General features: G+C 72.1%; 13 protein-coding genes. 8 read left to right on the top strand and 5 right to left on the bottom strand.

The window, feature by feature from the left end; genetic code table 11:
- Positions 1-35 precede the first annotated feature (35 nt).
- A complete protein-coding gene (locus tag AABA78_RS10735) occupies positions 36-785 on the bottom strand; it encodes a hypothetical protein (protein ID WP_216623148.1) in 750 nt (249 codons plus the stop codon).
- 58 nt (positions 786-843) lie between these two features.
- Positions 844-1,137 (bottom strand): DUF3467 domain-containing protein, encoded by a 294-nt coding sequence (locus AABA78_RS10730; protein ID WP_338262870.1) that lies wholly within the window; start codon positions 1,135-1,137, stop codon positions 844-846.
- 70 nt (positions 1,138-1,207) lie between these two features.
- Between AABA78_RS10730 and AABA78_RS10725 the strand changes: the two genes are divergently transcribed.
- On the top strand, positions 1,208-2,029 hold the full coding sequence (locus AABA78_RS10725; RefSeq protein WP_338263584.1) for an alpha/beta hydrolase: 822 nt from the start codon (positions 1,208-1,210) through the stop codon (positions 2,027-2,029).
- Here the strand turns inward: AABA78_RS10725 and AABA78_RS10720 are convergent.
- Positions 1,983-4,100: a hybrid sensor histidine kinase/response regulator gene (locus AABA78_RS10720; protein WP_338262869.1), complete on the bottom strand. Its 2,118-nt coding sequence runs from the start codon at positions 4,098-4,100 to the stop codon at positions 1,983-1,985. The two genes, AABA78_RS10725 and AABA78_RS10720, sit on opposite strands and share 47 nt — an antisense overlap.
- Before the next feature lie 226 nt (positions 4,101-4,326).
- On the opposite strand from AABA78_RS10720, the gene AABA78_RS10715 reads away from it, so the two are divergent.
- Genes AABA78_RS10715 through AABA78_RS10705 form a run of 3 tightly spaced genes read left to right on the top strand, consistent with a single transcriptional unit; the run spans position 4,327 to position 8,794 of the window.
- The gene (locus tag AABA78_RS10715) at positions 4,327-5,055 is read left to right on the top strand and encodes an ABC transporter ATP-binding protein (protein WP_338262868.1); all 729 of its coding nucleotides are present in this window, start codon (positions 4,327-4,329) and stop codon (positions 5,053-5,055) included.
- Entirely contained in the window at positions 5,052-7,592 is a 2,541-nt protein-coding gene (locus AABA78_RS10710; RefSeq protein WP_338262867.1) for an ABC transporter permease, read from the top strand. The genes AABA78_RS10715 and AABA78_RS10710 overlap by 4 nt, the downstream gene beginning before the upstream one ends.
- A 2-nt stretch (positions 7,593-7,594) precedes the next feature.
- Complete coding sequence (locus tag AABA78_RS10705; protein WP_338262866.1) at positions 7,595-8,794, top strand: lipocalin-like domain-containing protein; 1,200 nt, start codon at positions 7,595-7,597, stop codon at positions 8,792-8,794.
- A 1-nt stretch (position 8,795) separates the two neighbouring features.
- On the opposite strand, the gene AABA78_RS10700 is transcribed toward AABA78_RS10705, so the two are convergent.
- Both AABA78_RS10700 and AABA78_RS10695 read right to left on the bottom strand, forming a co-directional pair.
- Positions 8,796-9,209, bottom strand: a complete 414-nt coding sequence (locus AABA78_RS10700; RefSeq protein WP_338262865.1) for a DUF6194 family protein — start codon at positions 9,207-9,209, stop codon at positions 8,796-8,798.
- 80 nt (positions 9,210-9,289) lie between these two features.
- Positions 9,290-10,183, bottom strand: coding sequence for an NmrA/HSCARG family protein (locus AABA78_RS10695; RefSeq protein ID WP_338262864.1), 894 nt, complete (start codon positions 10,181-10,183; stop codon positions 9,290-9,292).
- 71 nt (positions 10,184-10,254) lie between these two features.
- Between AABA78_RS10695 and AABA78_RS10690 the strand changes: the two genes are divergently transcribed.
- From AABA78_RS10690 to glpK, 4 genes are all read left to right on the top strand, one after another.
- Positions 10,255-10,872, top strand: a complete 618-nt coding sequence (locus AABA78_RS10690) for a TetR/AcrR family transcriptional regulator (protein ID WP_338262863.1) — start codon at positions 10,255-10,257, stop codon at positions 10,870-10,872.
- Between the two features lie 21 nt (positions 10,873-10,893).
- Positions 10,894-11,877 carry an SDR family NAD(P)-dependent oxidoreductase gene (locus tag AABA78_RS10685; RefSeq protein WP_338262862.1) on the top strand — a complete coding sequence of 328 codons (984 nt, stop codon included), beginning with the start codon at positions 10,894-10,896 and terminating at the stop codon, positions 11,875-11,877.
- 424 nt (positions 11,878-12,301) lie between these two features.
- Positions 12,302-12,538: a hypothetical protein gene (locus tag AABA78_RS10680; protein WP_171418107.1), complete on the top strand. Its 237-nt coding sequence runs from the start codon at positions 12,302-12,304 to the stop codon at positions 12,536-12,538.
- 213 nt (positions 12,539-12,751) lie between these two features.
- Complete coding sequence (gene glpK, locus AABA78_RS10675; RefSeq protein WP_338262861.1) at positions 12,752-14,236, top strand: glycerol kinase GlpK; 1,485 nt, start codon at positions 12,752-12,754, stop codon at positions 14,234-14,236.
- Positions 14,237-14,242 lie beyond the last annotated feature (6 nt).

Below are 14,242 nucleotides of genomic sequence, written 5' to 3'. Positions count from 1 at the left end.
TCTCCCTGTCGTGGGTTGAACGGGCGGACACACTACTAGGGGCCCTGGGCGGACGGGGCCTCGAAGTCCACGGGAGGCGTCGACGGCGCCAGGTTGCCCGCCGCATCGAAGGCCTCGATGCGCGCGCGGTAGCTGCGCCCGTCCTCCAGCGAGAACGCCCCGCCGCAGGCCTCATGGCCCAGATAAGCGGTGTTGCCCTGCACGGGCAGCAGGTACTGCTGGGGGGAGAGGCCCAGGCGGCGCGGCGACAGCTTCACCACCAGGAAGGAGGGGCTCTCCTCGCGCAGGGCGAGGTTGAGCTTCACGAAGCGCGCGATGCCCTGGGGCGAGCGGCGCACGAAGCCCTCCGACACGGCGGGGCGCTTCACCCACTTGGGGGCCTTGGCGTCCGGCCCCTTGCCGCTCAGCCACGAGGGCTGCGCGCCCACCTGGCCGTTGAGGAGGGACACGTTGGGGAGCACCTCCTGCAGGTTCAGGAAGTAGCGCTTGTCGGGCTGCATCGGCTCCGCCAGCTTGAGGATGACGGTGGCGCGGCCCAGGCTGCTCTCCCAGCCCTTGGTGACCTTGAGCTTCACCTCGTGGTCGGTGGAGACCAGCTTCAGCGGCTTGCCCACCAGCCCCAGCACCGGCGACTTCGCGGTGCCCACGCCCTCCAGCAGGAGGCGCATGTTGGTGGGGACGATGCCCCCGGGCGCGGGATACAGCTGCACGCCATCCCCCGTGCACTGGGCGGAGGCGGTGGCGGCGGACAACAGGGCAGCGGCGAACACGAGGGCGCGGAACACGGTGCCGCGCAGTGTGCGCCGGGAACGGCCGCCAGGAAAGTCCCTGGAGACCCGCCCCTCAGTGCCGGGGGCCTTCGTCCTCGCCCAGGGGGATGGGGCCGAAGCGGGCTTCGTAGTGCTGCACGTTGTCCTGGAGGACCTTCAGCAGGCGCTTCAAGTGGCGCGGGCTGGTGATGATGCGCGAGCGCACGCGGGCCAGGGGCTGCTGCGGCTGCACGTAGAGGAAGTCCAGGACGAACTCCGAGTCCGTGTGGTTCACCAGGGCCAGGTTGCTGTACTGGCCATTGGAGACCTCTTCGGTCATCTGCACCTGGAGCTGCACTTCGGGGGGCTTCGTCGGAGTGTCCGCCATGAGGCAGGCGGCATAGCGCCTGGGGCCCGTCGTGGCCAGTGTCCTCCCGGTGAGCACGCGCTGGCGGGACATCGACGGGGAGTCCACCGCGCCCTTCGCGCTGGGGCGGGGGCCGGACGCCTGCCTGCTCCTGCATGGCTTCACCGGCAGCCCGTGGGAGGTGCGCCCTCTAGGGGAGGCCCTGGCGGCGCGGGGCATGCGCGTCGTGGCGCCCCGGCTCCCGGGCCACGGCACCACGCCGGAGGCGATGCTGGACGTGGACTACCGCGACTGGCAGGCGTGCGCGGACGAAGCGTTGGCCTCGCTCTCCGGGTACCGCCGCGTGTTCGTCGCAGGACTGTCCATGGGCGCGCTGCTGGCGCTGCGGCTGGCCGCGCATCAGCCGGAGGCCGTGCACGCGCTCGCGCTGGTGGCGCCCGCCATCCGCTTCCGGGGTGCGCGCATGGCGCTGGTGCGCCAGCTGTGCCGCACGCCGCTGCTCGAGTGGACGACGCCGTGGGTGGACAAGGGCGGCACGGACATCTCCGACCCGAAGACATTGGCCCAGGCGCCCGTGCTGCCCGCGTTCCCGGTGGCCCGGCTGCGCGACCTGTGCACCCTTCAGGACCTGGCGGTGGTGGACGCGTCCCGGGTGCGCTGCCCGGTGCTGGTGGCCACCGCGGAGCAGGACCACGTGGTGGATCCGGAGGGCGGACGCTGGCTGGCGCGGCGGATGACGGCGTCCCCGGCGGTGCGGCTGGTGGCGTATCCGGAGGGCTTCCACATCATCCCGCGCGACGTGTGCGGGGCCCGGCTGGCCCAGGAGGTGGGGGACTTCCTCCAGCCTTCGGGACGGGACGACGACTTCAGGAGCTGGCCGGAGGGGCCGGCGCAAGACGCGCCACCGCCGTGAGCAGCTCCACCGCGTCCAGCGGCTTGGTGACGAAGGCGCTGAAGCCCGCGCGCAGGGCCCGGTCGCGGTCCTCGCGGCGCGCGGCGGCGGTGACGGCGAGCGCGGGCACGCCGCCTCCGGCCTCCCACGGCAGCGCGCGCAGCCGGTACAGGAGCGAATAGCCGTCCTCGCCGGCCAGCGTCACGTCCGTCACCAGCACCGTGGGCGGAGAGCGGCGCACCTCGTCCATGGCGTCGGTGACGTTGGTGGCGGTGAGCACGTGCGCGCCCACGCGGGTGAGCAGCACGGACATCCACTCGCGCGCGTCCGGCTGGCCATCCACCACCAGCACGCGCTGGCCCTCCAGCTCCGGGAAGCGCGGCAGCGTCAGGCCCTCCACGGGGCGCGGCTCGCGCGAGGAGCCCGGCGCCGTGCCCACGCGCGAGCAGGGCAGCAGGACGGTGAACGTGGCGCCCTTCCCCAGGCCTTCGCTCGCGGCCGTCACCGAGCCGCCGTGCAGCTCCACCAGGTGCCGCACGATGGACAGGCCCAGGCCCAGGCCGCCGTGCTGTCGGCTCACGCCGGTGTCCGCCTGCTGGAAGCGCTGGAAGAGGAGCGGCAGGAAGTCGGGCGGGATGCCCTCGCCGTCGTCGCGCACCACCAGCTCCGCGCCTTCGTCGCGCGTGCGCGCGGACACCGTCACGTGGCCGCCGTGGGGGGTGAACTTGATGGCGTTGGAGAGCAGGTTCCACACCACCTGCTGCAAGCGGTCCGGGTCGCCGGACAGCGGCACGCCGTCCGCGTCCACGGAGACGGTGAGCTGCAACTCGCGCGCGAGCGCCGTGGGCCTGACGGCGTCCAGCGCCGCCTCCACCACGCTGCCCAGCTCCAGCGGCACCCGCTCCAGGCGCAGCCGGCCGTTGGCGATGCGGCTGATGTCGAGCAGGTCCTCGATGAGCTGTCTTTGCGCGCGGGCGTTGCGCTCGATGGCCTCCACCGCGCGTTGGCGCTTGTCCTCCGCCAGCAGGCCCTGCCGCAGCATCTGCGACCAGCCGAGGATGGACGTGAGCGGCGTGCGCAGCTCATGGGACACCGTGGCGAGGAACGCGTCCTTGGCGCGGCTGGCGGCCTCCGCGGCGCTCCGGGCCGCGCGCTCCTCGTCGTACAGCCGCGCCCGGTCCAGCGCCTGCGCGCACAGCCGGCCCACCGTCAGCAGGAAGGCGTGCTCCGCCGCGTCGAAGTCGCGCGCGTCGCCGAAGCCCAGACCCAGCGCGCCGAACACGCGCCCGCCGCTCACCAGCGGCACCGAGGCCCACGCCGCCAGGGTCCGCTCCAATGACAGCTGCGCGAGGCGCGGGTAGCGCGCCAGGCACTCCGCCCACGAGCCCAGCGCGCAGGGCTCGCGCGTGCGCGTCACGTCCGTGAGGGGGCACGTGGCGGAGACCTCGAAGCGCTGCCAGCCCTCCAGCTCCCCTGGGGAGAAGCCATGCGCGGCGGCGCGCTCGAAGACGTCCAGGGCCGCTCCCACGGGGACCACCACCAGGCCGGTGAGGGCGCCCATCGCGAGGGCGCCTTCGCGCGCGGCCACCTCCACCACCTGCGCGGGGGTGAGCGCTTCGGAGAGCGCGGCGGTCATCGCCTGAAGGCGTTCGGTGCGCCAGGCCGCGGTGGTCCACGCGGCGCGGCGCATGCGCACGAGCTCCGTCACGTCCACCGCGAACGCGAGCACGCCCTCCACCTGGCCTCGCGCATCGCGGCGCGGCAGCAGGGAGAGGTTGAAGAAGAGCTCCTCGTCGGTGGGGCGTGCGCGGGCGGACGCCTCGCGCAGGTGCAATGCCTCTCCGGTGGTGAAGACGCGGTCCCAAGCCTCGTGCCAGCCGGGGCCTTCCAGCAGGGGGCAGGCCTCGCGCAGCGGCAGGCCCACCTGGCCGCGCGTGTCGAGCAGCGTCAGGCGCGTGGAGGTGCTGAACTCGATGAGGTGGACGGGGCCGCGATAGAGGCCGAAGAAGGCGGGGAGCTGTTGAAGCAGCTCATGCAGCCGCGGGGGCACGCCGCCGGGCGCCGCCACCCACCCGGCTTGGGCATCTTTCATGTGTATAGCCCCCCCCACCCCGGCGGAAGGCAGGGCCTTCCGGCGAGAAGAGGTGGCCATCAAACACCCGGACGTGCCGCATGGCACGAAAAGCAACCCAGCCAACCTGCCAGGTGTCATGGGCTGAGCGCTCCCTGGCGCTGCTGGCGTCCAGTAGCGGGCATCCGTTCCGGCGGGCGCGGAAACGCTCCCGGGCGCCGGGCATCGGCTATGTCGGATGCCCGGCATGCCTTCCTCTCCTCCTGATTCGCGGCCCCTCGTCGAACTGCGCGCCGTCACCAAGTCCTACGCGGAAGGCGATTCCGTGCGCGAGGTGCTCTCCGGCACGTCGCTCGCCCTGCACCGGGGCGAGTTCGTGGTGCTGCTGGGCCGCAGCGGCTCCGGCAAGTCCACGCTGCTCAACCTCATCAGCGGCATCGACCAGGCGACGCACGGCGAGATCCTGGTGGAGGGCCGCGACCTGGGGCGCCTCCCGGAGCGCGACCGCACGCTGCTGCGCCGCGAGCGCATCGGCTTCATCTTCCAGGCCTTCAACCTGCTGCCCACGCTGACGGTGGAGGAGAACGTGCGGCTGCCGCTGGAGCTGCTCGGCCGCTCCAGCGCGGAGGCCAGCGCGCGGGCGCGGGAGCTGCTGGGACGTGTGGGGTTGGGTGCCCGCGCGAACAGCTTCCCGGACCGCCTGTCCGGCGGCGAGCAGCAACGCGTGGCGGTGGCACGAGCGCTGGCCCACGCCCCGCCGCTGCTCCTGGCGGACGAGCCCACGGGCAACCTGGACGAGGAGACGGGCGGACAGGTGCTGGACCTGCTGGAGGGGCTCACGCGGCAGGGCAACGCCTGCGCGCTCATCGTCACGCACGAGCCCGCGATGGCGGCGCGCGCGGACCGCGTGCTGACCCTGGAGCATGGACGGCTGGTGGACCGCCCCGGCGGGCGCGGCCGGGGGACGACGTCATGAGGACGCTGCTCGCGCGCTCCAGCCTGCGGCACCTGGGCGGACACCCGTGGCTCACGGCGCTGTCGCTCCTGGGCATCGCGATGGGCGTGGCCGTGGTGGTGTCCATCGACCTGGCGAGCGGCAGCGCGCTGCGCGCCTTCGAGCAATCCACGGACGTCGTCGCGGGCCGCGCCACGCATCAGCTCATCGGCGGTACGTCCGGCCTGCCGGAGGGCGTCTACACGGCGCTGAAGCTGCGGCCGGACGCGCCCGACGCGGCTCCCGTGGTGCAGGGCTTCGTGCAGGTGGAGGGCGGCAACCACCGCACGCTCACGCTGCTGGGGTTGGATCCGTTCGCGGAAGGACCCTTCCGGGACTTCTCCACCGGGGGCGCGGTGGGCGACGTGGGCGCGCTGCTCACCCAACCCGGCACGGTGGTGATGGGCGCGAAGACGGCGCGGGCCCTGGGCGTGAAGGCCGGGGACACGCTGCCGGTGATGGTGACGGGGCTGCGGCGGGAGCTGCGCGTGTCGGCCCTGCTGACGCCGGCGCAGGAGACGACGGAGCGCGCGCTGGAGTCGCTGCTCATCGCGGACATCTCCACCGCGCAGGAGGTGCTGGGGATGGAGGGCCGGCTGACGCGCGTGGACCTGCGCTTGAAGGGCGGAGAGGCGCAGGCCGCGACGCTCAGGGCCGCGCTGCCGCCGGGCGCGGAGCTGGTGCAGACCTCCGGACGCGCGGGCACGGTGGAGCAGATGACGCGGGCGTTCCGCACCAACCTCACCGCGCTGTCGCTGCTGGCGCTCGTGGTGGGGATGTTCCTCATCTACAACACGATGACGTTCTCCGTGGTGCAGCGGCGCGGGATGCTGGGCCGGCTGCGCGCGGTGGGCGTGACGCGCGGCGAACTGTTCGCGCTGGTGCTGGGGGAGGCCCTGATGCTGGGCATCGTGGGCACCGCGGCGGGGCTGCTCCTGGGCATCCTGATGGCCAGCGGCCTGGTGGGCCTCATCACCCGCACCATCAATGACCTGTACTTCGTGGTGAACGTGCGGCGTCTGTCATTGGAGCCGTTCACGCTCATCAAGGGCCTGAGCCTGGGCCTGGGCGCGACGGTGCTCGCGGCGCTGGTGCCCGCATGGGAGGCAGCGAGGGCGGCCCCGGTGACGGCGCTGCGGCGCTCGACGGTGGAGGACGTGTCGCGCAACCGGGCGCCCCGGCTGGCGGTGCTGGGGTTGAGCATCCTGGCCGTCGCGGCGGCGGTGCTCGCGTGGCCCACGCAGGCCCTGCTGCCCGCGTACGCGGGGCTCTTTGCTGTACTGCTGGGCAGCGCGCTGCTGGTGCCCTGGGTGACGGAGAAGCTGACGGTGGCGTCGGCACGGCCCCTGGGCGCGCTGTTCGGTCCGCTGGGACGCATGGCGGCGCGCGGCGTGACGGCGAGCCTGTCGCGCACGGCGGTGGCGCTGGCGGCGCTGATGGTCGCGGTGGCGACGACGGTGGGCGTGGGCCTGATGGTGTCCAGCTTCCGGGGCACGGTGGCCGCGTGGCTGGAGTCCGCGTTGCAAGCGGACGTGTTCGTGTCACCGCCGTCGCTGGTGGCGCGGCGCGGGGACTCCTCGCTGGTGCCGGGGCTCGCGGAGAAGCTGCGGTCCACCCCGGGCGTCGAGGCGAGCGGCTCCATCCGGGTCATCCACGTGCGTATCAACGACGTGGACACGGACCTGCTGGCGGTGGACTTCGCGAAGGGACATGAGCGGACGTACCGCTTCAAGGAAGGGCGCGCGGAGGACGTGTGGCGGCAGCTGGAGGCGTCACCCGATGCGCTCATCGTGTCGGAGCCCTTCGCGTTCCACCGGGACGTGCACGCGGGCGACACGCTGCGCGTCGCGACGGACAAGGGACCGCACGACTTCCGCGTGGCGGGCGTGTACTTCGACTATGGCTCGGACGTGGGCACGGTGCTGATGCCGCGCGCCACGTATGAGCACTGGTACGAGGACCGGGGCGTGTCCGGCCTGTCCCTCTTCGCCGCGCCCGGACAGGACGTGGACGAACTGGTCGCCAAGGTGCGGGACCGTGCGGGCGGTGAGCAGGCCTTGAACGTGCGCGCGAACCGGGCGCTGCGGCAGGCCTCCATGGAGGTGTTCGACCGCACCTTCACCATCACGCAGGTGCTGCGGCTGCTTGCGATTGGCGTCGCGTTCGTGGGCGTGCTGAGCGCGCTGATGTCGTTGCAACTGGAGCGGGCGCGCGAGTTCGCGGTGCTGCGCGCGACGGGGCTCACGCCGGGACAGCTGTGGGGCATGGTGTCCTTGCAGACGGGCCTGCTGGGTTTGCTCGCGGGGTTGTTCTCCATCCCGCTGGGCCTGGCGTTGGCGTACGTGCTGGTGCACGTCATCAACCAGCGCTCGTTCGGGTGGACGTTGCAGCTGGTGGTGGCGCCCGGTGTGGTGTTGCAGGCGCTGGTGCTGGCATTGGTGGCGGCGGCGCTGGCGGGGCTGTACCCGGCGTGGCGCATGGCGCGGGCGAACCCGGCCATGGCGCTGCGGGAGGAGTGAGCATGGGGCGGGGACTCGTCATCGGGGTGGTGCTGGTGCTCGCCGCGCTGGGCGTGGCGGTGGGCGTGGTGTTGCGGGACACGGAGGACACCGGACCCGCGAACGCGGGTGGCATGACGGTCGCGTCCGCGATGGGCGGCAACGGAAGCATGGAGGGCTACGCGCGCGCGATGGAGCCCCGGCCCTTCCACTTCCCGGAGGACCACGGCCCCCACCCCGACTTCCGCACCGAGTGGTGGTACTGGACGGGCAACCTGGAGACGCAGGACGGACGCGCCTTCGGCTACCAGTTCACGCTGTTCCGCAGCGCCTTGTCGCCAGAGAAGCCGCGGCGGGAGTCCGGCTGGGGCACGCGGCAGGTGTTCATGGGGCACTTCACGCTGACGGACGTGAGCGCCGGGCGGTTCCACGTCACCGAGCGCTTCAGCCGCGCGGCGCAGGGACTGGCGGGCGCGGACGGAGCGCCCTTCCATGTCTGGCTTCAGGACTGGGACGTGCGCAGCGAGGGCACGGGCGGCACGTGGCCCATGCACCTGCGCGCGCAGGGCGACGGCGTGACGCTGGAGCTGACGCTGGACGAGGGAAAGCCGCCGGTGCTCCAGGGTGACAAGGGATTGAGCCAGAAGGGGCCGGGGCGGGGCAACGCGTCCTATTACTACTCGATGCCACGCATGCCTTCGCGGGGCACGGTGTCGGTGGACGGTCAGACGGTGCAGGTGCGGGGCGAGAGCTGGATGGACCGCGAGTGGAGCACCAGCGCGCTGAGCGGGGACCAGGTGGGCTGGGACTGGTTCGCGCTCCAGCTCTCCGACGGCAGCGAGCTGATGCTCTACCAGCTGCGCAAGAAGGACGGGACGAAGGATCCGTTCAGCGCGGGCACGTACGTCCCCGCGACCGGGGAGGCCGTGCACCTGTCCGCGGAGGACATGAAGCTGGAGCGGCGCGGCACCTGGAAGAGCCCGCGCGGCGGCGAGTACCCGGCGGGCTGGCGCGTCCAGGTCCCGAAGGTGTCCCTGGAGCTGACCGTGACGCCGAAGCTCCCGGACCAGGAGCTGCCGGTGCTGGTGCGCTACTGGGAGGGCGCGGTGTCCGTGGACGGCACGCGCGAGGGCCAGCCCGTACAGGGGCGCGGCTACCTGGAGATGACCGGGTACGCGGACGTGCCCCGGGACGAGCAGACGGTCCGCAGCCGCACGCCGTGACTCAGCCCCGGGCGCCCCGGCCTATCTGGAGGTCGTAGGCCTCGCGCAGGTACGGGCGCAGCACGTAGAACGTCTCGTGGCTGGGATTGAGGACGCTCAGCCAGAACATCCGCGCATGGACCGGGTGCGGCAGGAGCACGTCCTGGGCCGTGAAGTCGACGTTCGGGTGGGGCTCGGGGAACAGCTTCTGGAAGCTGTCCTTCCCCACGCACAGGTTCAGCCGGAACACGCCCGGGCGGTCCAGCTTCGAGTGGTGGTCGAGCTCGGTGTCCCGCGTGACGATGGTGGCGAAGGGGTGCTGCCGCTCGTCTCCCGCGAAGAAGAAGACGTCCGGCGTCCGCGCATCCATGTGCACGTCCTTGAACGCGTCCCGGATGTACGCCGCCAAGGCTTCCAGGCTGATGGCTCCCGTCATGACGTCCTCCCCTGAAGTCGTACGGGTACGGGTCTATCACGCGCGGAAACAGCGAATGAAGCGCCAGCGCATGCGGGGCGTCAGGCCGCGAGGCGCTCCCGGAGCGCCGCGGCACCCCCGCGCTCCAGCCAGGCGTCGAACGTGAGCAGGCCCGGGGCCAGCCGCCGCAGCGCCGGGATGTCCGCGCTCCCGTCCAACCCCCCCGCATCAATCATCTTCACCAGCTTGCGCAGCATCGGGACCGCCTCCAGCACCTCCGGCGGGAACCGGGCGTAGGAGAGGGACGTCCGGGTGGCCCGGCTGATCTTCTCCGCGAGCTGGTCGCCGGTGAGCGAGTCCCCCGCCATCTCCAGCGTGGCCCCCACGTAGGTGCGCGGATCCGCGAACACGCGCGCGGTCAGCACGCCGATGTCCTCCGCCGCGATGAACTGCATGGGCTGGTCCGGACGCATGAAGAACTGGAACCCGCGCGGGCTCAGGCCGAAGTCCGGCACCAGCAACAGCTCGAAGAAGGTCCCCGGCCGCACGATGGTCGCGCGCAGGCCGCTCGCCCGGACGTGCTCCTCGATGCGCCACTTGCTCTCGAAGTGGCCCACGCCCGAGCCAGGACGCAGCCCCAGCACGGACGTGTAGACGAAGTGCTGCACGCCCGCGGCCTTCGCCGCGTCCGCGATGGAGAGGCCGAAACGGACCTCGTCCTCGTCCGTGAAGCCATGGTTCACCTGTGGCGAGGCCGGCTGGATGCTGAAGACGCCGTACGCCCCCGCGACCGCCCGGTCGAGCGACGCGCGGTCCCCCATGTCCCCGCGCACCAGTTCCACGCCCGCCGCTTCAAGCTCCCGGGCCTTCGCGGTCGACGGATCGCGCACGAGCGCGCGGACCCGCCAGCCATCCTTCAACAGCGCCCGCGCCGTCGCGCCTCCCTGCTGTCCTGTCGCGCCCAGCACCAACACGGTCTCGCGCTTCGTCGTCATCCGGTCCTGCCTTTCGCTTGCTAAACGGAGGATTGCTCCGGTTAAATACGGAGCTATCCTCCGTTTTTCAAGTGAAGGCGAAGCACGCCCAGAATCCGCCGGTGGAGGACGCGAAGGGCGGAGCCTTGCGCGCGGACGCGCGGCGCAACCGGGAGCGGCTGCTCGCGGCGGCGCATGCCGTGTTCTCCGAGCGTGGCGCGGACGCGTCACTCGCCGACGTCGCGAAGCAGGCGGAGGTCGGCATTGGCACGCTCTACCGGCACTTCGAGTCGCGGGAGGCGCTGCTCGCGGCGACGTGCGACGAGCAGCTCCTGACGCTCGCGAAGAAGAGCCGTGAACGCTCGGAGTCCCTGCCCCCGCTCGATGCGCTGCGCGTCTTCCTCACGGAGCTCGTGCACAGCGCGGGCATGTACAAGGGGCTCGCGGCGTCGCTGGGCATCGTCCTGAAGAACCACACCGTGGGCTGTGACGCGACGACGGCCGAGGGCCAACGCCTGCTGGAGGCCGCCCAGCGCGCGGGCGAGGTGCGAAGCGACATCCTCCTGGATGACGTGGTGTGCATGGCCATGGCCATCTCGCTCGCGGCCGCGGAGAACGCCTCGGACCCCAAGCGCGTCCCCCGCCTCACCGGGATGTTCTTCGACGGGCTGCGCTGCCGCCCCGAGCCGCGCGGCGCGCGGCACCGGTGACTCCGGCTAGATTGCCGGCCCATGAACGTCCTCGTCACCGGGGCCACCGGCCTCATCGGCAACGCCATCGCGCAGCGGCTCGTGAAGCAGGGCGCCTCCGTGCGCGCGCTCGTGCGCGACCCGGCCCGCGCCGCGAAGCTGCTCCCTGTTTCCGTGCAGCTTGTTCCCGGTGACGTCACGTCCCCCGGCACCCTGCCCGCCGCGATGCAGGACGTGGAGCTGGTCTTCCACGCCGCGGGCATGCCGGAGCAGTGGCAGCGGGACGCGTCCATCTTCGACCGCGTGAACCGCCAGGGCAGCGTCAACGTCCTGTCCGCCGCGCACGCCGCGAAGGTGCGCCGCGTGGTCTACACGTCCACCATGGACGTCTTCGCCGCGCCCCGGGGCGGCGAGCTGACCGAAGCCCACATCGACCCGCACCCCAAGCCCACCGCCTACGAACGCTCCAAGCAGGACGCCGAGCGCGCCGTGGAGGCCATCCGCCAGCAGGGCCTGGACGTCGTCTTCGTCAACCCGGCCGCCGTCTACGGCCCCAGCCCCGTGCACGTGGGGCTCAACTCCTTCTTCATCCAGCTGCTCAACAAGAAGGCCCCGCTGCTCCCGCCGGGCGGCATGTCCGTGGTCTACGTGGACGGCTGCACCGACGTGCACCTCGCCGCCGCCGAGCGCGGCGTCAACGGCGAGCGCTACCTCGTCTCCGACCAGTACGTGAGCAACGCGGACCTCGCGCTCGCCATCAGCCAGGCCGCCGGCACAGGCAAGCCGCCCGCCGTCGCGCCCGTCTTCCTCATGGAGGCCCTGGCCCGCGTGTCCGCGCCGCTCGCGCGCGTATTCCCCTTCACGCCGCTCGTCGCGCCCGGCCAGCTGTCCTTCATGCGCTGGGAGGCCCACGTGAACGCGGCCAAGGCCCAGCGCGAGCTGGCCTTCCGCCCCACCCCGCTCACCGACGGCGTGGCCCGCACGGTGGCCTTCCTGCGTGAAGAGGGGCTCGTACCGAAGGCCTGAGAAGAACATGGGGGTCCGCCCCACAGGGATGACGGACCCCCACGCGTGCTGCCGCCTGCGACTGAGTCCTTCACGTTCGGAGCGCGGGGGATGGCGCGCTCCTGAACGAAAGTGGAGACGCCGCACATGGCAGGGAACCGGGTGGGCCACGCTTCACCCCTCCGAAGCTTTCGTTCGATGGGCAGGCAGCCAATGCCCTCCCACTCAATGACATGCATCCGGATTGCTCGGGCTCCCGTAGCCGCCATTCCCACGGGCCCGCCCGCCTGCCCTCCGGCCCGGGGCACGGCGCCCCGTGCGCACTGTCCGACACGGGGTGTCGACGCACGGCGTAGGGCCCACCTTTCAATGCACGCGCGTCCTTCACGGGTCCAACCCCCGGAAGGACACACGGGCCCCGTACCCTTCACCACGGAGTGACACCATGGCATTGCTATCGAACCTGCTGGGAGCGTTGAGCGGCTCCCGCCGGAGCGTCTTCACCGGCGGCGGTTGGAACCGGGGACGCAGCGCCTATGGCCGCCGTCCCATCGGCTACGGCTACCGGGGACGCCGGTCCTCGGGCGCGGGCGGCTCGCTGGGCCGGATGGTCCTCGCGGGCCTGGGCGCCTACGGCCTGCGCCGCTTCATGAACAGCCGCTCGCGGCCAGCAGGCTATTAGCGGGCCGCCGTGCGCGGGTGGCGCCGGGAAGTACCGTGGACTTCCCCCGGCCAGGCGTCCCCCCACGGCACCCCCACGCAGGCACGGGAGCGTTCCACGGACAGCTCCCGGTGCCTGACACCTCGCACGCTCCGTCGCTGCGGGCGCCTCCGCTTGGAGTAGGGTCCCCTCTTCCGTGTCCGGCCACCGGCCGATGAAAGAGGCTCCGCACGCATGGCGAAGGCGAAATACGTCCTGGCCCTGGACCAGGGCACCACGGGGACCCACGTCTCCATCCTCGACACCCGGTTGCAGGTGGTGGGCCGCTCCTACAAGGAGCTGCCCCAGCACTTCCCCAAGCCGTCGTGGGTGGAGCACGACCTGATCGACATCTGGAACACCAGCGAGTGGTGCATCGCGCGCGCCCTCAAGGACGCCGGCCTCACCGGCCGCGACATCGCCGTGGTGGGCATCACCAACCAGCGTGAGACGACGGGCCTCTGGGACCGTGAAACCGCGGAGCCCCTGGCCCGCGCCATCGTCTGGCAGGACCGCCGCACCGCGGACATCTGTCAGCGGCTCAAGGCGCAAGGGGTGGAGCCCCGCGTGCGTGAGGTCACGGGCCTGGTGCTGGACCCCTACTTCTCCGGCACCAAGCTCACCTGGTTCTTCAACCACCTGAAGGGCGCCAAGAAGCGCGCCGAGCGCGGCGACGTGTGCTTCGGCACCATGGACTCCTGGCTCGTCTTCAAGCTCACCGGCGGCGCCGCCCACGTCACGGACGTGTCCAACGCCAGCCGCACGCTGCTCATGGACCTGCGCTCGCTCAACTGGGACGACGAGCTGTGCTCGCTCCTGGGCGTGCCCCGCGCGTGCCTGCCGGAGATTCGCGGCAACGCGGAGGTGTACGGCACCACGCGCGGCATGCGCAGCCTGCCGGACGGCATCCTCGTCGCGGGCATGGCGGGGGACCAGCAGGCGGCCCTCTTCGGGCAGGCGTGCTTCAACCCCGGTGAATCCAAGTGCACCTACGGCACCGGCGCCTTCCTCCTCATGAACACCGGCACCCAGCCGGTGCGCTCCACCGCGGGGCTGCTCACCACCGTGGCGTGGAAGCTGGGCAACACCACGCACTACGCGCTGGAGGGCAGCTCCTTCATCGCGGGCGCCGCCGTGCAGTGGCTGCGCGACGGCCTCAAGGTCATCAAGAAGGCCCCGGACGTGGAGGCGCTGGCCGCCAGCGTGAAGGACTCCGGCGACGTCGTCTTCGTCCCGGCGCTCGCGGGCCTGGGCGCGCCGCACTGGCGCCCGGAGGCGCGCGGCCTGTTCGCCGGCATCGACCGCTCCACCACCGTGGCGCACCTGGCCCGCGCGACGCTGGAGGGCGTGGCCCTCCAAATCCACGACCTGGCGGAGGCCATGCGCCGCGACAGCGGGCGGGACATCCCCGTCTTCAAGGCGGACGGCGGCGCGGCGGCCAACAACCTGCTCATGCAGTACCAGGCGGACCTGCTGGGAGTGCCGGTGGTCCGCCCGCGAAATCTTGAGACCACGGCCCTGGGCGCGGCCTTCCTGGGCGGCCTGGGCGCGGGCGTGTGGACCAGCCCGGACGCCATCCGCCGCGCGTGGAAGGCGGACCGGACCTTCAAGCCGAAGATGAAGCCCGAGGTCCGCGCGCGCCACCTGGAAAAGTGGAAGCGGGCGGTTGCGCGAGCGTGAAATGAG

Source organism: Corallococcus caeni, from assembly GCF_036245865.1.
Classification (GTDB): Bacteria; Myxococcota; Myxococcia; order Myxococcales; family Myxococcaceae; genus Corallococcus; species Corallococcus caeni.
This window is presented reverse-complemented; position numbering and strand designations above follow the sequence as displayed.